General features: G+C 46.1%; 13 protein-coding genes. 7 read left to right on the top strand and 6 right to left on the bottom strand.

All coding sequences use genetic code 11. The features are described 5' to 3' along the window. From QUA00_RS14330 to QUA00_RS14315, 4 genes are all read right to left on the bottom strand, one after another. The coding region (locus tag QUA00_RS14330) for an IS200/IS605 family accessory protein TnpB-related protein (protein WP_333410033.1) at positions 1 to 463 on the bottom strand (463 nt) is incomplete at its 3' end. Positions 464 to 696: 233 nt separating this feature from the next. Next, positions 697 to 2,028, bottom strand: coding sequence for a serine hydrolase (locus QUA00_RS14325; RefSeq protein ID WP_333141941.1), 1,332 nt, complete (start codon positions 2,026 to 2,028; stop codon positions 697 to 699). A 291-nt stretch (positions 2,029 to 2,319) separates the two neighbouring features. Continuing rightward, complete coding sequence (locus QUA00_RS14320) at positions 2,320 to 2,652, bottom strand: hypothetical protein (protein WP_333141940.1); 333 nt, start codon at positions 2,650 to 2,652, stop codon at positions 2,320 to 2,322. Between the two features lie 40 nt (positions 2,653 to 2,692). Next, complete coding sequence (locus QUA00_RS14315; protein ID WP_333141939.1) at positions 2,693 to 2,866, bottom strand: hypothetical protein; 174 nt, start codon at positions 2,864 to 2,866, stop codon at positions 2,693 to 2,695. A 276-nt stretch (positions 2,867 to 3,142) separates the two neighbouring features. On the opposite strand from QUA00_RS14315, the gene QUA00_RS14310 reads away from it, so the two are divergent. Then, entirely contained in the window at positions 3,143 to 5,011 is a 1,869-nt protein-coding gene (locus tag QUA00_RS14310) for an AAA-like domain-containing protein (protein WP_333410032.1), read from the top strand. A gap of 370 nt (positions 5,012 to 5,381) precedes the next feature. Then, complete coding sequence (locus QUA00_RS14305; RefSeq protein ID WP_333410031.1) at positions 5,382 to 5,981, top strand: Uma2 family endonuclease; 600 nt, start codon at positions 5,382 to 5,384, stop codon at positions 5,979 to 5,981. A gap of 13 nt (positions 5,982 to 5,994) precedes the next feature. Here QUA00_RS14305 and QUA00_RS14300 read toward each other — a convergent pair whose 3' ends face one another. Further along, a complete protein-coding gene (locus QUA00_RS14300; RefSeq protein ID WP_333410030.1) occupies positions 5,995 to 6,774 on the bottom strand; it encodes a 5-formyltetrahydrofolate cyclo-ligase in 780 nt (259 codons plus the stop codon). A 147-nt stretch (positions 6,775 to 6,921) separates the two neighbouring features. Here QUA00_RS14300 and QUA00_RS14295 point away from each other — a divergent pair, with 147 nt between their 5' ends. Further along, positions 6,922 to 9,672: an AAA-like domain-containing protein gene (locus tag QUA00_RS14295; RefSeq protein ID WP_333410029.1), complete on the top strand. Its 2,751-nt coding sequence runs from the start codon at positions 6,922 to 6,924 to the stop codon at positions 9,670 to 9,672. Positions 9,673 to 9,934: 262 nt separating this feature from the next. Here the strand turns inward: QUA00_RS14295 and QUA00_RS14290 are convergent, their stop codons facing one another. Further along, entirely contained in the window at positions 9,935 to 10,399 is a 465-nt protein-coding gene (locus QUA00_RS14290; protein ID WP_333141933.1) for a COP23 domain-containing protein, read from the bottom strand. A gap of 345 nt (positions 10,400 to 10,744) precedes the next feature. Here QUA00_RS14290 and QUA00_RS14285 point away from each other — a divergent pair, with 345 nt between their 5' ends. The 4 genes from QUA00_RS14285 (at position 10,745) to sixA (ending at position 17,695) form a co-directional block, all read left to right on the top strand. Next, positions 10,745 to 11,242: an HNH endonuclease gene (locus QUA00_RS14285; RefSeq protein WP_190659271.1), complete on the top strand. Its 498-nt coding sequence runs from the start codon at positions 10,745 to 10,747 to the stop codon at positions 11,240 to 11,242. A 228-nt stretch (positions 11,243 to 11,470) separates the two neighbouring features. Further along, positions 11,471 to 12,748 carry a DHH family phosphoesterase gene (locus QUA00_RS14280; RefSeq protein ID WP_445305468.1) on the top strand — a complete coding sequence of 426 codons (1,278 nt, stop codon included), beginning with the start codon at positions 11,471 to 11,473 and terminating at the stop codon, positions 12,746 to 12,748. A gap of 743 nt (positions 12,749 to 13,491) precedes the next feature. Further along, positions 13,492 to 17,130, top strand: a complete 3,639-nt coding sequence (locus QUA00_RS14275; RefSeq protein ID WP_333410028.1) for a diguanylate cyclase domain-containing protein — start codon at positions 13,492 to 13,494, stop codon at positions 17,128 to 17,130. A gap of 70 nt (positions 17,131 to 17,200) precedes the next feature. Continuing rightward, the gene (sixA, locus tag QUA00_RS14270) at positions 17,201 to 17,695 is read left to right on the top strand and encodes a phosphohistidine phosphatase SixA (RefSeq protein ID WP_333410027.1); all 495 of its coding nucleotides are present in this window, start codon (positions 17,201 to 17,203) and stop codon (positions 17,693 to 17,695) included. Positions 17,696 to 17,822: the final 127 nt, after the last annotated feature.

Raw genomic sequence — 17,822 nt, 5'->3', positions numbered from 1 at the left:
CGGGATGGGACTTGAACAGTGTTCTCACCCACAAGACGAATAAGTTGTCATCTAACAAGGGATTAAAGTGCGAACTCAATCCATATTGGATTACCTTATTAGAGCCTGAATTCCCCCCATTTCTGGGTTTCTTCAGAACGAAACGCACGGAAGCCTTGGAGGTATATGATTCTTCGGTTTCCACAAACTGAATCCCGTACTGTTCGCATAACTGAGCAATACGGGATTTTAGCCGAGCCGTTGGAATCTGAACAAAATTTTGATTAGTTTTAGAACCCAAATTAATACCATTTTTCATGACAGTATTCCAGCCAAATATTACAGTACCAATTTTATTAAACCAGCAATGATTTATTACTTTTCGAGCTGTTTTATTGACAGCATCTCGCATGGTGCGATTGCGATTCTCAGTTAAACGCTCCAATCGCTTTGACCAGTAAGCTGTCACGCATTTAAATTGCATATTCAGGGCGGGCGAGACGCCCACCCCACAAGAATTAGAGTGTTTTTTGACATTCTATTTAAATGCACAACAGCTTAGTAGCGATTTCAATCGCCGAATTGTCTGATCAACCTGAGATATTGCATTATTCTCAAGAATAGGCAAGATGCCTGTTCCACAAAGAGTAGATTTTCTTGTGGAACGGGCCCAGAGCCCGTTCAAAAGGCTGATTGACAATGGTGCAACATCTCAGATCAACGCAAATTATCCGGTACTCTCGCCGCAGGTTGGTCTAAATAATTGTAAACAATCCGCGAAATTCGACGGACAAAATCTCTCACAATCGGGTCATTGTAAGGACGTTTGACAAAGATTGCCGCTAAATAACGCTTACCGTTGGGCATATCAATAATTCCAGCATCGCCAACTACAAAGCCGATATCTCCGGTTTTGTCAGCAATCACGGCTCCCGCCCCTAAACCCGAAGGAAGCAGCGTTCTAGTTGTTGTACGCCGCAATAATTCTAAAGCCTGTTCTCGGCTCGATTCAGAAACTAATTTATCGCGAGACAGCATCGCCAGCAACTTTACCATATCCACAGAACTTGTGGTATTTGTTCCTTGAAAATCTCCCAACCAATTGCGAATTCTGGTATCAGTTAATCCCCAACTGCGAAAACGCTCGTTGAGTTTAGCAATTCCCCCCAAACGTTCAATAATCATGTTGGTGGCTGTATTGTCGCTGATGGTAATCATTTTATCTACGGTTTCTCTGATGCTAAACCGAGTGCCATTTGGTCTGTCTTGCATAGTTCCAGAACCGCTGGCTACTAAGTCGGACTTCATAACTAATGTTTCGTCTAGGCTAACTTTGCCTGCGTCTACATCTTGATAAAAAGCAATTAGAATTGGTAACTTGATGGTACTGGCGGCCGGAAATACTCGATCGCCCTTGATATCCAAATAGTTTCCTGTATCTAAATCCAGAAAAAACATTCCGGCGCTGAGGGATCTATACTGTTCGATCGCACTTTCGATTTGAGGCTTGATTGCGCTCATTTCGGAACCTGTTGAAATCCCCAAATCAGCGGCATAATTTCTGGGAGTTGCTGAAGAAACAGTTAGGGGAACTTGACTGGGTTTTTGTTCGATCTGGGTAATAGCTGTTGGTTGAAAAAACTCGTTACCCGCTATTTGCTCTGGATTCGGCAACTGAAATGACCAGCGAGTGGAAGATTCTCTAATGACTCGGACTTTTTGCGGATCTAACTTATAACCGGGAGTTAATTGTATCACTAACCTGGTAGTTCCGGTGTCAAATTGCCCGACTCTAATTTGTTGAATAGCTGAGTTGTAACTTTGAGGAGTTTCGGGATATTCCAAGACTATTCCCGGTAAGTCAATTACTAAGCGGGTGGGATTGGGGATTAGTTTGACTTCCGGCTGAACTCCTGAATCTGTTGTTAAATTGAGTTGGTTTTCGCGGGCATCGAAGTGCCAAGATGTTAGTGTATCAGCTTTTGCGGGAAGGACGATCGAGAAAAGACTAAGGGCGGCAGGCAACAGCCATCGCAGTTTAGGAGTCATGTTTGAAGAGAAAGAATTTAACGGCTGCAACGAGAAAGCGGCGGTCACAGTGTTCTCGACCGCTTTCGAGACGAAGCACCTAGCATCATACAGTCAACTCTTGCCCGCAGCCGTATTTTTTTTATTTTCTCTGAGAGTATTCCGTTTCCGGGACTCCTATCAAATCCGGTTCTATTACCCCTTTTTCTTCCAGTCTCGCGTCGGCGGACGAAAGTTTGTACAGTGGCGAATTCTCTTGGCAGAATTCTTGTTTTGTATGCACAAATTTTATGCACCTGACATGAATTCAACTTAAGCGACTTCTCGATTTCTAGCATCTTCAAGGGAGTCGATCGCGGCTTTGAGAAAAACTTTTCCTTTAGCAACAAATCGGCGATCGCTCAAAGGATCGTAAGCTTCCCAATTACCGCTAACTTCGCGGTCGCGCCACAAAAACCAGCAGCGGTAGATTTCCCCGCTATCTATATCATCGCACAAAGCCAGCCAATCATCCCCGGTGAGATCGCTGGCATCTAATGCTACCAATTCCACCCACGCAAGTGCAGTGCAGGCATCGATCGCCTCAGTATCAACCGAGTCAGATTTTGTAGCTATAGGTTGCGGCGAACAGAGTGTAGACTTCATAATTTCTCCTTAATTAAATTAAATCAATCAATGAATTTGCCTATTTATGGAACTGACCCGGTACGCCAAGTGGAAAAACTGTGTTTTGATAAATTTCTGGTTCGTCAAATTTACCAGCGGCTGATGCTTCTGTTAAATTATTAAGTGTATTAATGGTGAAAATGGCGGCAGTTCCCAAAGCGGCCATTGCCAGTCTGTGTAAGATTTTGTTCATTTGGGTTCTCCTTTTTTGCTTGGTGTATCTACTCTAAAAAGTTAAATCGTCATTAGCGGCGGAGATTGGGGAGTTAAGAAAAACTTTTTCTCCTCAAATATATTCAACTGTTGAAGCCGTTATCAGGACAGAGTTTGAGGAGTCGATCGCCCCAAAAACCTCTTCAAGTAAAATCCCTTAAATTCCGGCTGGCTGACTATCTTCCTTAAAATCGCCTAAAATAGGGACTTAAGGCGTTAAAATTTCTAGATTCGTTCCCCTTTCAGTGCAAGCGAAGTGCTCAAGTCAAAACGCGATCGCGGTCGCATTCTCACTGCCTCTGGCTTAAAGAAACTTAACGAGGCGCTCCAAGAATGGTCTGACCGACATAACATTAGAGGTACTCTGACGGAAATCGAGGCTGAATCTGGCGTCGGTGCCGATACAGTCAGCAAAATTAAGCAGGGTAGAGAAGGTGCGGATTTGAGTAAAATTCGACAGTTGTTCGCGGCTTTTGAAATGACTCTGGCTGCTAGCGATCATCGATCGGCTAAACTGGAGGAATCGGAAAATTTAGACGAGCTGGACAATTTGCCACCAGCGGGGGAAACAGCCACCAGCAGCAGAATTGTTAAAGTATTTGTGAGTTATCGCAGCGCCGAACCCGATCGCGAGTTGGGAAAACAGTTAGAAACGGCCTTAAGCGCGATCGGTCATACAGTTTTCACAGCAGAAAATAACATTAGATTGGGAGATAATTGGTTCGATCGCATTAATTTATTCCTCCAAGAATGCGATTATTTGCTGCTACTGTTGCCGCCAACGGGAAACCCAAGCGAACTGCTAACATATCAAGTTCAGCAAGCAAAAGAACTACAAGACTCCCGCCCTGACAGAAAACCCATAATTCTCCCCATCCGCGTCGGCTTTCCCCTGAACGCGCCTCTCAATCACGACTTGCGGGGCTATCTGTACCGCATCAAACAGAGGGAATGGAAAACCACCGCCGACACTCCAATTATTATCGAAGAAGTTCTGAATTTGCTAGCAGAAAAACCCGCATCCGTCACAGAACAAACGGAAGATTTAACACAAAAACAGCTATTAGAAATTAGCAGCGACGAAATACCTCTACCCGCCGCCGAACCTGAATTACCGGGAGGACAAGTCGATGTCGCTTCTCAATTTTATGTAGAACGCCCGCCCATCGAAGAACGCTGCTATCAAACTATTGTGCAGCCCAGCGCGTTAATTAGAATTAAAGCACCGAGACAAATGGGTAAAACTTCCTTGATGGCAAGAATTTTGCATCACGGAGCCCGTCAAGGCTATTGCACCGTGCCGCTAACTTTTCAGTTAGTAGATAAAGCCGTATTTGCCAACTTAGATAAATTCTTAAAGTGGTTTTGCGCTTACGTCGGCCGCGAGTTGCACTTACCCAATCAATTAGACGATTATTGGGACGAGATTTTTGGCAGCAAGGTCAACTGCAAAGATTACTTTGAAAAATACATTTTGCCGCAAATCGACAGTCCTTTAATTTTAGGATTAGACGAGATAGATCGCGTTTTCCAATATCCCGACATTGCCGAAGACTTTTTAGGACTGCTGCGGGCGTGGCACGAAGAATCGAAGCGACGCGACATCTGGAAAAAACTGCGATTAATTGTAGTTCACTCCACCGAAGTTTACATCCCGATGAACATCAATCAATCGCCTTTTAACGTCGGACTTCCCGTAGATTTGCCCGAATTCAACTCTCAGCAAATACAAGATTTAGCAGCGCGCCATAATTTGAATTGGTCGGATGCAGAAGTTGAAAAATTGACGACAATTGTCGGCGGACATCCGTATTTAGTGCGAGTTGCATTATATCACATTTCGCGATCGGATTTGACACTCGATGAATTAAAAGAAACTGCGATCGCAGATGCGGGAATTTACAGCGACCATTTGCGCCGCCAGTTGTGGAATTTGGAAGAATATCCAGAGTTGGCGCAGGGGATGAGAGAGATTGTGGTGGCGGATTCTCCGGTGCAATTAAAGGCAATGCAGGCGTTTAAATTAGACAGTTTGGGGTTGGTAAAGTTGCAGGGGAACGAATGCGTGCCGAGGTGCGAACTGTACCGACAATATTTTCGATCGCACTTGAGCGCGATCGTCTAAGTCCGATCGCTCTGCTATCCTATAATTCCAGATATGGTAGGGGCGGGTTCACCGACAATAATTGCCTAAAATGAACAATCTCATAAACCCGCCCCCACAAAACGACAAATCACAATCTACCTCTTTTTAGATTAAAACAGCCCATGAACGATATTTTTTTGATAACATCCGATAATTGGCTAGATTGGATAGCCGTGTTTGGTTATCTAGGTTTTACTGCTTTCATTGCATGGCGCGTGTTCACCACAAAGTAGATAGATTATGAAATTACCTTCTTCCTCTTTTTCTTTCTTACTTTGCGTCCTTCGCGCCTTCGCGGTTCGTTAAATAAACAGTAAAATAAGACAATAATCAACTCCCCCCTACAGTTATGCCGCCCGTCGAAAGTGTCGCCGCAATTCCGAACGATCTGATTTTGCGCTTGAGCATCGAGCAGTATCATGCGATAATTCAAGCTGGCATTCTCACGGATGATGACTCTGTAGAATTGCTGGAAGGTTGGCTGGTTTTCAAAATGCCCAAAAATCCACCGCATCGAGCAACAACTCGTCTTGCCAGAACAGCTTTAGAGAATATTTTACCTGCGGGGTGGTATGTTGATTCCCAAGAACCGATAACGCTATCCAACAGCGAACCTGAACCTGATATAGTGGTTGTCCGAGGGGATACGCGGCAGTATCTCGATCGCCATCCGGGTGCTGAATATATTGCGCTTATTATTGAAGTATCTGATACGACGCTTCAGCGCGATCGCACTGTCAAAAAACGGATTTATGCCCGCGCTGGAATTGCGATTTATTGGATTGTGAATCTTGTTGAAGGACTGGTTGAGGTGTACTCTCAACCTCTTGTGGAAGTTGAGCAGCCAGATTACAGTCAAAGGTTGGATTTCGGGCGATCGGCTGTTATACCGATTATTATTGAAGGGATAGAAATTGGGGCGATCGCTGTAGATGCTCTTTTGCCTTGATTTTGATTAAAAGCTATTGGTTATTGGTTAATTGCTCTCTCAACTTTCGCAAAATCGGAATTTTTTCCAACTGTTCCGGCCGTATACTATCCCAGTTTAACCCAATTGGACGCGGATAACTTGTATTAGTCTCAATTACCTCCTGGGCAGTAACAATCGAATTCAGTGCCCAATCGTGAGCTTGCATTGGTAAACGCGAATCTTCGACTATTTGCAAAGGATGCACTGTTGTCACAATCGGAGTATCAGTTTTTATTAACCCAAATTCCTCCAGCATCGCCAATTCCAAATCCGCAAATCCTGCACCTTTCCCGGTTCTTCCACCGTTGCGGGTTACTGCTACGCAGCCGACTATTACTAAATCAATCGGCTCCATTTCTGCAAAACTTACCAATTTTCCGCAGGCGAGTGCTTTGCGGGCGATCCTCTTCGAGGGCTTCGCTAACGCACTTTCGGCAATTGATATATTTTGCCTCTGCAAATCCTCAGCAGTCAACTCAACAAAACAGCGATCGTCTGTCAATCGCGGTACTGCCATATACAGGCGTTTTCCATCTTGCAAAGCCCGCATCCGCACCGGAATTTGTGGCGAATCTGGATTGCACTTAATCGTTTTTGCTTGTTGCCAAATTGGTAAATTTTCTAATTTTTCGGCCGCCACCTGTGCACCGACAAAGTTGGGAATATGACCAAACGGATCGCCAATAGATGCGGCTTGCTGCTTCAGCAAAGACCAAATTTCACCTCTTAACTTATCTTTTTCGCGGTGATATCCAATCCAATCACTTTTCATGTTTTATTGTGGTACAATGTATCATACAAAAGTTTCCTTTAATACGCCTCATTTCTTCAGTCCGCGAAGGCGGACTTTGTTTGTGTAGTAGCGGTTTCAACCGCCGAATGATCCCAATATTTTTTTTGAACTTTACCATTTTATCCTATGAATTTTACCACAAAACCCAGTTACTATCAAGTCGGCGGCAGTCTCACCAATAACGCTCCAAATTACGTGAAGCGGCAAGCCGACGACGATTTATATAACGGATTGAAAGCCGGGGAATTTTGCTATGTTTTGAATTCCCGGCAAATGGGCAAATCAAGCTTGCAGGTGCGGACAATTCAGCGGCTGAGAAATGAAGGAATTGCTTGTGCGGCGATCGACATTTCGGAAATTGGCAACCGCGGCGTCACTCCCGAACAGTGGTATGCTGGTTTGCTACGCATTCTCGAAAATAACTTTAACCTGTCGGATATTGTCAACGTGCGGACTTGGTGGCGCGATCGCAATTTTTTAACCCCGGTTCAAAGATTGAGCGAATTCATCGAAACTGTACTCTTACCCAACATTTCCAGCAATATTGTCATTTTTATTGACGAAATCGATAGCATTCTCGCCCTAGATTTTCCCGCCGACGATTTTTTAGCCTTAATTCGATCGTGCTACAACAAGCGCGCCAACAATTCCGAGTTCGATCGCCTAACTTGGGCCCTCTTAGGCGTAGCATCGCCGACGGATTTGTGCCGCGAGCAAAATGCCACCAGCAATACCCCTTTTAATATTGGCAAGGCGATCGAATTAACTGGTTTTGACGAAACAGAAGCTCAACCGCTAGCAGCGGGGCTGGCAGAGCTTACAGACAGTTATCAGGAAGTTTTGAGAGAAGTATTGTATTGGACTGGCGGGCAACCTTTTTTGACTCAAAAGCTGTGCAAACTCTTGCTGGAAAATGCAGATTTAATCCCGGATTTACCCCAGGGCGGGCACGGGGGCACCGCCCCTACATTCGGGGGGAAAGATACCATCCAAAATCCTCAAGAATGGGTGGAGAAGGTAGTGCGCTTGAAAATAGTGGAGAATTGGGAGTCTCAGGATGTCCCAGAACATTTGTCCACAATTCGCGATCGGCTTTTCAAAGAAAACCAGCGGATTGTCAGGAGACTAGGATTATATCAGCAAATTTTAGAACAAACTGAAACTGTGCCCGATGGTAGTGCCGAACAAATGGAGTTGCGATTAAGCGGATTAATCGTTAAGCGCGGGGAAAAACTAACAATTTCTAATCCTATTTATCAAGCTGTATTTAACAAAGGACTAATTGAAGAAAAATTACAAAAACTCTCGCCTTACTCGGAAGCAATCAAAGTCTGGCTAAATTCTAGCTGTAAAGATGATTCCCAACTGTTGCGAGGGGATGATTTGCAGTCAGCATTAGTTTGGGCGGCCGGAAAAAGTTTGAGAAACGAAGATTTTCAGTTTTTGACGGCTAGCCAGAAAGTTATTTTGAGCGACCAAAATCAACTGCTGCATTTAGCTACACTCGAAACCAAAAAAGCTGTCTGTGATGCCGAAAAAGCGTTGATTGAAGCTGACTCAGCCAAACAAAAAGCCAAACAGTGGATCGGCATCGGTTCTGCGGTACTGGCAGCATCGTTACTGGCGGCGATCGGCTTTTCAACTCTCGCTTACCAGCGGTTTAAACTCGCACAAGCAAGTATTGAAATCGAACAAAATGGCAGCGATGCTTTACTGTTGGCCGTATCTCAAAAGACCGAAAACAGCGAAGCTTTATCAGAAGCTTTATTGAGGGCGATCGCCTCCGGTAAAAAATTAAAAACATTGGTACAAAATAAACACAAGCTAGAACAATACCCGGCAACTAGACCGCTATTAGCATTACAAATAATTCTTGATAAAATTAGCGCAACACAGGAGACAAAAGCCTCATCACTTCTGCCAACAAAGATAAATTGGCAAGCTCATAAAGGTGCAGTTACCAGCGTCACTTTTAGCCCAAACAGGCAGGTTTTAGCAACCGCAGGAATAGACGATCGAGTTCGGCTTTGGAACTTTTCCGGGCAAAAAATTGCTGAATGGAAAGCCTTGCAGCAGTCAGTTAATATGGTAAACTTTAGCCCGAATGGTAAATTTTTAGCGACCGCCGGAAGGGACAGCACAGTTAAAATATGGAATTTATCAGGTAAAAATATTTCTACTTTGACAGGAATTAAAGGCTCTGTTACTAGCATCACTTTTAGTCCTGAAGGAAAGTTATTAGTGGCGGCAGGGATAGACAGCTATGCTGCACTTTGGGATTTGTCTAAACTGCCACAATTAGTATCGCCTAGCCTGAAACTCCCAGGTCACAACGGCTTAGTGAGAAGCGTAAATTTTAGTCCAAAGGGCGATTTCATAACGACTTTAGATGGCAAATCTACAGTGCGACTTTGGAATTTGTCGGGCAAGCTGAAAAAAACACTGCCTGTTCAGGCAATTGGGCTGAGTTTCACTCCGGCTCAACACCAGTATCGCTTTGCTACAGTAACATTGAATGGCAAAGTTGGGCTGTGGAATCTGTCAGAAAAAGAATTAGTTAAGGAATTTCAAACCTTGCATTTTGATGCGAAATCAATTAGTTTTAGTCCCGACGGAGAACGGCTTGCTACAGTGGGAATTGACAAGACTGTACGGCTGTGGAATTTAGCGGGGCGGCAGGTTGCTCAATTTGAGTTCGAGGAGAATGTTGTTAGTGTCAGTTGGAGTGGAGAGGGAAAGCAAATTGCTGTAGCTGGAAGCAACGGCACTGTCTGGTTGAGGCAGGTTGAAGGGTTAGAAGAATTGCTGAAGCAAAGCTGCGATTTTTTCACCACTCAACCGAAGTATTTTACAAGAGTTTCAACTATCTGCAAGTAGGGACACCGCACCGTGCCCAAAGCGTGTCAACTTAAGCTGCCAGCCCGCCAAGTTCGTTAGTCATCCATCAAGTCCGCCAGGGGTTGAAACCCCTGTCTAATAGCGAAAGTCCTCTCAAAGAGGACTGAAGAGAAGAATCTCAACTCATTAGTCCTCTTTTAGAGGACTTTAGCTTTGAGGCAGGGGTTTCAACCCCTGCCGGACTATTGGTTGTACCTTAAGTTGACACCTAGGGGCAATGCCATGTCCCTACTAATGACTATCAATTTACTTTAACAGGCGAAACACTTACATTAGGATTTGTAACTCTTTTTAAGAGTTCTTGTCGGGCTTGTTCGGGATTTTGACCTTTGGGTACTTGATATAATAATCTACAGGAACCGTCTTGAGGATTAGCTGCACAAATAATTAGTTGACCGTTGCTAGATGCACCTGCTGTGACAACATTCTCCCAGCTTCCTTGCGGTTGCGAGTTGTTGAGAATTCCTGAGACTCTGGTGCACCGAGTAATCGCATCTTCTCCTGATTCATTAAAATAGTTATCAGCTAGCCACAAAATAACGGGAATATTTTTGCCTTGTTGGACAGCAATTGTAGCTGGGCGGCCGCCAGCAGCGCCGCAGAAGAATGAAGGCGCTTGGGCAAAGGCTGGACTGTTGGCTAAAATCTGAGCAGCAAGGGCAATAATTGACGCGCTAAAAGCTGACTTTAAGAGCCGAAATTTCATGAGCAGTAATAAGCTTTTTCATTTAAGGTTACTAATAGTCTAAAAAGTTAAACTGTTTGTTGCCGGGAAGATTAGGCATTTAGAGAAAAAAATAAAATTTATTTTGCAAATTTTTGCCTTCGCACACACTGGCCTCATCTGGGCCAAAACTCCGGGAAAAAAGCTCGCTGAGAAACACCAAAGGCAGAAAATAGATGCAGCCCTAGGGGGCGCAGGCGCGAAGGTATAGGGTAAAGGATCGGTTTTTCAGCGTTTTTTGCGATCGCCTCGCTCTTCCCGATCCCGTCCCACCTAAATGGGAACCTGTGTTACCATCGGTAAAAATATTCTCTTTAATAATCAACAATGGGCAATGTTCTGGTGCTGAACGCCTCCTACGAACCCCTTAACATCACCAATTGGCGAAGGGCGGTAGTTTTGTTGCTGAAAGGAAAAGCAGAACAGGTAGAACACAACGGGAAATTTATTGCGCCAAACTTCCCGCTACCAACTGTGATCCGACTCAGGCATTACGTCCGAGTTCCCTATAAGGATATTCCGCTAACCCGCCGGAACATCTTGCACCGGGACGCACACTCTTGTCAATACTGTAGTTATACGGGGGACGATTTAACCCTCGATCATGTAATTCCCCGCTCGCGCGGAGGAGGGGACAGTTGGGAAAACCTCGTCACCGCCTGCGTGCGCTGCAATGTCAATAAAGGCAGCCGCACGCCAAAAGAAGCGGGAATGCCGCTGCGCTATCCGCCTAGGAAACCTCACAGTGGTCTTTATTTTGAAGTGACTAAACACGTTAAGAGCGGTATGCACAAAGAATGGCAAAAATATGTAATAGGCCTTTAAAACCCCTGTCAGCGCAAGCGCGGGGGTTTTTTGCGGAAGTTCTGAGTCCTGAGATTGCTTCGTTGCAACGCACACGCCGTGCATGAGGTAAAAAGTTAAAGAGAATTTACCCTCTTAAATCCGGTTTCTCGTAATAAGTATTGGCTTTGATAACGAGGCATCTACAAAGAAACCGGGTTTAAGAGCCAATGTCGTGCCAATCCTGAATAGTTAAATTGTTAATTTTTAATGATGAAAGACCACGCCCTTACCAATTCCGATGGAACATCTGGCAACCGCGAAGGTGAGTTTGATTCCAGCAGCGAGGTTGTACCCGCAGTGAGTGCCCCTGGGAAACGGCGCAGCAAAGCCGAAGTTGTTTCCGAAGAGAATCGCGGCCGTCTCCGCGAGGAATTGCACGATCGCAAAGTCGAGCAATTGCGCCAAATGTTCGATCGGCACAAAGGCAATCGCCAATTAATATTGCTGCAAGATTTTCCAGACCCCGACGCACTTTCAAGCGCTTGGACTTACAAATTAATCGCCGAACAATACGATATCCAATGCGAGATTATCTACGCCGGCGCCCTCAGCCACCAAGAAAATATTGCCTTAGTTAAATTGACAGGGTTGCCGTTGCAGCGGTGGACGCTGGAAACAGTAAAAACTAAGGATTTGTCGGTGTTTCAGGGCTGCGCTTTTATTGACAATCAAGGGACGACTTGTAACTTAACCGAGTATATTTTAGCCGCTGGAGTTTCGATCGCCGCCGTCATCGACCATCACAATTTGCAGGGGGAAATGAATGCAGAATTTACCGATTTGCGCCCTCAAATCCGCGCTACAGCCACGATTTTTGCCGAGTATTTACAGTCTGGACTCCTAACTCTCGACGCCAGCGTCAGTCTGCACATCAAGTGCGCTACAGCTTTGATGCACGGTTTGCGATCGGATACGATCGCCCTCAGACAAGCTCAGGAGGAAGACTTTTTAGCTGCGGCTTATTTGAGCCGATTTTACGACCCGCAGTTGCTGAATGCGGTGTTACAGTCGTCTCGTTCTAAGTGGGTGATGGACGCGATCGAGCGATCGCTCAAACACCGCACCGTCCAGAACAATTTTTCGATCGCCGGCATCGGCTACCTCCGCTATGACGATCGGGATTCTATTCCCCAAGCGGCGGACTTTTTAGTAACAGAGGAGAACGTACATACAGCCGTTGTTTACGCAATTGTTCACGACAAAGACGAAGAAATTGAAGTAGTAATTGGCTCGCTGCGAACTAATAAACTCACTCTCGACCCCGACGAATTCATTAAAGAAGCCTTCGGTCAAGATGCTCAAGGACGCTTTTTTGGTGGCGGCAGAAGTCAAGCTGGAGGTTTTGAAATTCCGGTGGGATTTCTTTCTGGCGGCAATGAGAACAGCGATTATGCAAGGCTGAAATGGGAAGTATTCGACGATCAGATTAAGCAAAAGTTGCTGCATTTAATTAGTCCTAAAGACAATCCTGTTTACGATCATTAACTCTGGGGTTTCTAGGTGCGGTATTGATTCCAGCAACAGCCTGGGAATGCCGCTGGGTTAGACCTCCGCTTAGTACGAGCTTTGGCGCCGTTTTTTTCGGCTTTTGGGCAAAATTTCAATTTGACAATCAGTCCTGGCCGCACTCCAACTCTCATCAACCGGGTTTTTCACTCTTATTGAGGGTTTGAACGAAGTAAGGGGGTTAAAAAAACCCCTTGCTCCGTCCAAGACTAAGAGTAATAAATTTTATACCAATTTCCCAAAATTACACGCTCAAGAAACCGTTTTTGTAACTTTTGTCAAAAAAGGCAAGGAAGTATTTTGGTAAAAAAAAGATTGGGTGGCAAATTTAATTTCATAGAGTTTACTAACCTCCACAACAGAAATTTAAAATTTTAATAATTTTACAGGGTTATTTTTTGGAATTTTTTCTATAAAATCGCTAAATAAATCACACTTTGTTCGAGGCGACCCAGGATGTTTGGGCTGATTTTGATAAAAAAATGCCGTACAATCAGCCAAATAGACATGGAAAAACATAAAGGCTTCGCTAAATCACATAAAAGCCTAAAATTTATATTTTTGCAGGAGATTAGTGAGTTTCAAATAAAACTTTGCAAAACTTTTGCATTTTTTACCTCAAGCAAACAATCTGTTGGTAAGACTTAAAAAAAAATTCTATATTATTTATTTTTCGGGGGTTATAATTGTAAAAAATAGATTGAAAAAAAAGGAACACGGAGATGTTTACAAAACAGAATTCCTCTTGGTCGTTAGATAAAATTATAGAAAAAATTTCAGCAATTGCACTTCAAATCAACGAGTTCGCGGAGGAGGAGACAATTTTGCAATGTGCGGTAGAAGAAACCAGGGTGCTGCTGCAAGCCGATCGCGTGATAATTTATCGCTTCCTACCGCATAGAAATGGCGTAGTATTGGCTGAATCGGTTGATGCCCAGTGGCCACGAATCCTAGGAAAACAGATTTACGATCCTTGCTTGGAAGCTACCTGGGTAGAGCGTTACAGCCAGGGACAAACGAGCAGCATTTCTGATATTCACAGCGGTCATCTTCAAGCTTGTGATGTCGAATTGCTCGATCGCATCCAGGTTCAGGCCAATTTAGTGGTGCCAATCTTGCTAGATGGCAAACAGCAGCAATCTCCGAAGCTTTGGGGACTGTTGATTGCTCATCAATGCCGAAGTCCGCGTCAGTGGGAGCCTCTCGACGTTCAGATCGTGCAATACGTTGCAGTGCAGCTTGGGTTGAGGATGCGGCATCTGGAATCTCACCGCCCGGTGCGGGCGCCAAATCAACCGCCGGAACTCGAAACAGAACCGAATCAAACTGCGATTAATACAGAAAGCGCGCCAAGAGTCAATCATCAAAATTGCCTGCAACCAGACTTTGCCTATTCCCCTAGCGGAGATATTTTTCACCTCAGTGCCTTTGACTTGTTGCAAAACCCGATCTGGGTATTTGATATTGAAAAGTTGCAAATGCGATGGGCAAACCAGACATCTTTACGCCTTTGGAATGCTTCGACGCAGCAGCAGCTCATAAGTCGCAACTTTAGCGATATGTCAGAGTCTACTCGGATTCGCTTGCAGAGCTATTTACAGCAGTTTGAGCAAGGCAAAACCTTGTCCGAGCAATGGACGTTTTACCCCGACGGTCAGCCTGTTTCTGTCGGCTGTCGCTGCTCTGGCATCAGGATTGATAGCGGGCGTTTGGCAATGCTGGTAGAGGGGATGGTTGAAACTACCGATCAGATTGAGCAGGAAACCTTGCGATCGATCGAGGCACTCCGACACACCACGCTCATGGTTTCGCTATATACCATCGAAGGTCTGCCGCTGCTGCAAAACCCCGCAGCTTTGCGCTGTTATGGGGATGCGCTGCACCCTCACTCTGCGACAGACAATGCTTTTGTGAGTCGCTTTGTTGACTCTCAGGTAGGAGAGCGAGCAATGGCAGTTCTTAAGTCCGGTGAGGTATTTAGCACGGAGGCTCAAGTGATTACTCTGGCGGGAATTCGCTGGCATGGGATGGACGTGCGGTGTACCGACGACCCGGTAACAGGCAACCCGATGTTGCTCGTGAACGAAAAAGACATTACCGACCGCCAGCAGGTAGAAACAGCCCTGCAAAAGAGTGAAACCCGGTTGTCAGAAGCCCAGCGGGTTGCCCACATCGGTAGCTGGGAATTTGACGTGATTGCCGGTAAAATTACCTGGTCTCCCGAACTCTTCGAGATTTTGGGACGATCCAGCGCCCTAGGCGAACCTACCTATGAAGAAAACCTGCGGCTTTACCATCCCGAAAGTGCCAGACAGCTACACCGGGTAGTTCAACGAGCGCTCACTCACGGAGAGCCTTATCTATTGCGCCTCAGAATCGTGCGCCCGAATGGTTCTATCCGCCATACCGAAGCCAGAGGACAGGCCCAACTCAATGCAGAGGGAAAAGTCGTTCGGTTGTTTGGTACATCCCAAGACATTACGGATCTTGTCCAGGCGGAAACAGAACTCAGAGAAATGAGTATAGCTCTTGCTAATGCCGTTGAGGGCATCTCGCGGCTGGATATTTTCGGACGGTACATCACCGTTAATCAAGCCTACGCGAATCTAGCAGGTTATCAGCCTGAAGAAATGGTTGGTATGAGTTGGCAGAAAACAGTTCATCCCGAAGACTGCGACAGGATGAGGGTCGCTTATCAAAAAATGCTAGCCGAGGGCCGAGTGGAGGTTGAGGCCCGGGGTATCCGGAAAGATGGCTCGATCTTTTACAAGCAGGTGGTGATGTTGGCAGCCTACGACTCGCAGGAGCGATCGATCGGGCATCACTGCTTTATGAAGGATATCACCGCTCGCAAGCAAGCAGAAGCAGCATTACAACAAGAGTTCCAGCGTCTGGCTGTGGTGATTGCCACCCAACAGGAAATCGCCATCCGCAATCCCAATCTCGATGCAGTCATGGCGGTGATTACCGAGCGAACTCAAAAATCGCTCGGTGCCGATGGGGCCGTGATTGAAATGCTGGAAGGGGATGAGTTGGTGTATCGGGCAGCCAGCGGTATCGCCAGCGCCTATGTTGGATTACGGATCAAAGTAGGGACAAGTTTATCGGGAAAATGTATTGCCACCGGCCAAATCATGCTTTGCGATGATTCACAAACCGATACACGGGTGGATCAGTCTGCCTGTCAGCGCATTGGTATCCGGTCACTGGTGGTTGTTCCCTTGTTCTATCAGGACGATCGGGTTGGCGTCTTAAAAGTTGTTTCCGGTACACCCTGTGCCTTTACAGAGTCAGATATTCATACCTTACAACTGATGGCGGGGTTTTTGGCGGGTAGCCTGCATCTGGCTTCAGAGTTTGATGCTAAAAACATTCTCCTGAGTCAATTACAGGAAAGCGAGGAACGGTATCGTTCTGTGATTACAAGCATGACTGAAGGCGTCGTACTTCAGCTAGCAGACGGAAAAATTACTACCTGTAATGCTAGTGCCGGAAGGATTCTCGGACTGAGCCCCGAACAACTGATGGGGCGTACATCCATAGATTTAGACTGGCGAACCGTTCAGGAAGATGGCTCTCCCTTCCCCTGCCAACAGCATCCGGCAATGATTACCCTACGGACGGGAAAACCCGTATCAAATGTGGTGATGGGCATTCACAAATCGGATAAAACGCTGACTTGGATTTCGATTAATTCGCAACCGCTGTTCCAAATGAATCAGTCTCAACCCTATGCAGTAGTAACGACTTTTGCTGATATTACAGAACGCAAGCGGGCCGAGGAGATGCTCAGACACCGGGCGGAACAAGAAAGATTAATTGCTACGACAGATGGGTTAACACAAGTAGCAAACCGCCGCTGTTTTGATGAGCGATTGGAGTCGGAATGGCACCGACTGATGCAGGGGAAACAACAGCTTTCGTTGATTATGTTGGATGTAGATTATTTCAAGCGATATAACGATTGCTACGGACATCAAGCTGGGGATATTTGTTTAGTAAAAGTGGCTTCATCGGCGGCACTTGCGGTTAAACGTTCATCGGATCTGTTGGCACGTTACGGGGGCGAAGAATTCGCTGCTATCCTACCGAATACGGATGCGGATGGCGCGATCGCGGTTGCTGAGTCGATCCGACAGGCAATCCGAGATTTGGGAATCCCTCACGAGCAATCTAATGTGAGCGCGATCGTGACTGTTAGCATGGGAATTGCAACTGTGATTCCCACTGCGGAAACATCACCGGATGAACTCGTTGCCCTCGCCGATCGAGCATTATATGATGCGAAACGACAAGGGCGCGATCGTTACACAAGCGCCAACCAGATGACGGCGCCAGAGCTTAATCCAGTTGTAGAATAGGCAAAAGGTAGGTATATCCTAGACCGCTCCTAGAAAAACGGGATAATAAAATGCCTGGAAGTATTGATATATGGTTATTTATCTGATCCGGCACGGTATCGCAGCCGAGCCCGAAGAATATGATACAGACTCTGAACGCCCGCTGACTAAAGAGGGCGATCGTAAAACCCGGAAAATTGCCCAGCGGCTGTACGAGCTCGAAATTCAGTTTGACTTGATTCTCACGAGTCCCCTACTGCGGGCCCAGCAAACGGCGCAAATCCTGCAAACAGTCGGTTTGAGTTCCCAAATAGAAGAATCCGCCGCCCTCGCACCTTCAGGAGACATCGGGAACTGGCTGGAGTGGTACAAACAGTGGCAGGAAATAGGTAGCGGCAGCTTGGCCCTGGTGGGCCACCAACCAGACTTAGGCCACTGGGCAGAAACTTTGCTTTGGGCTCGATCGCAAGATGCCCTGATTCTCAAAAAAGCAGGTATCATCGGCTTAATCCTCCCGGAGACCGGCTCCCCTGTGGGCCGCAGCCAAATGTTTTGGCTAACTGCGCCCAAGTTTTTGCTGCACTAGAAACAGCGAACCGCCCCGACATTAACAGGACGCGCCAGCCCTCTTAAAACGGCATTCTGGGACGGGGAAACCGGGAAAAAGGGGCGACAATACGCAGCGGTGCGATCGGGCTGTCTGTTGAAAAACC

This window comes from Microcoleus sp. T2B6 (assembly GCF_036700475.1).
Taxonomy (GTDB): Bacteria; Cyanobacteriota; Cyanobacteriia; order Cyanobacteriales; family Microcoleaceae; genus Microcoleus.
Note: the sequence above shows the minus strand (reverse complement) of the source record. Positions and strands in the feature narration are given on the sequence as shown.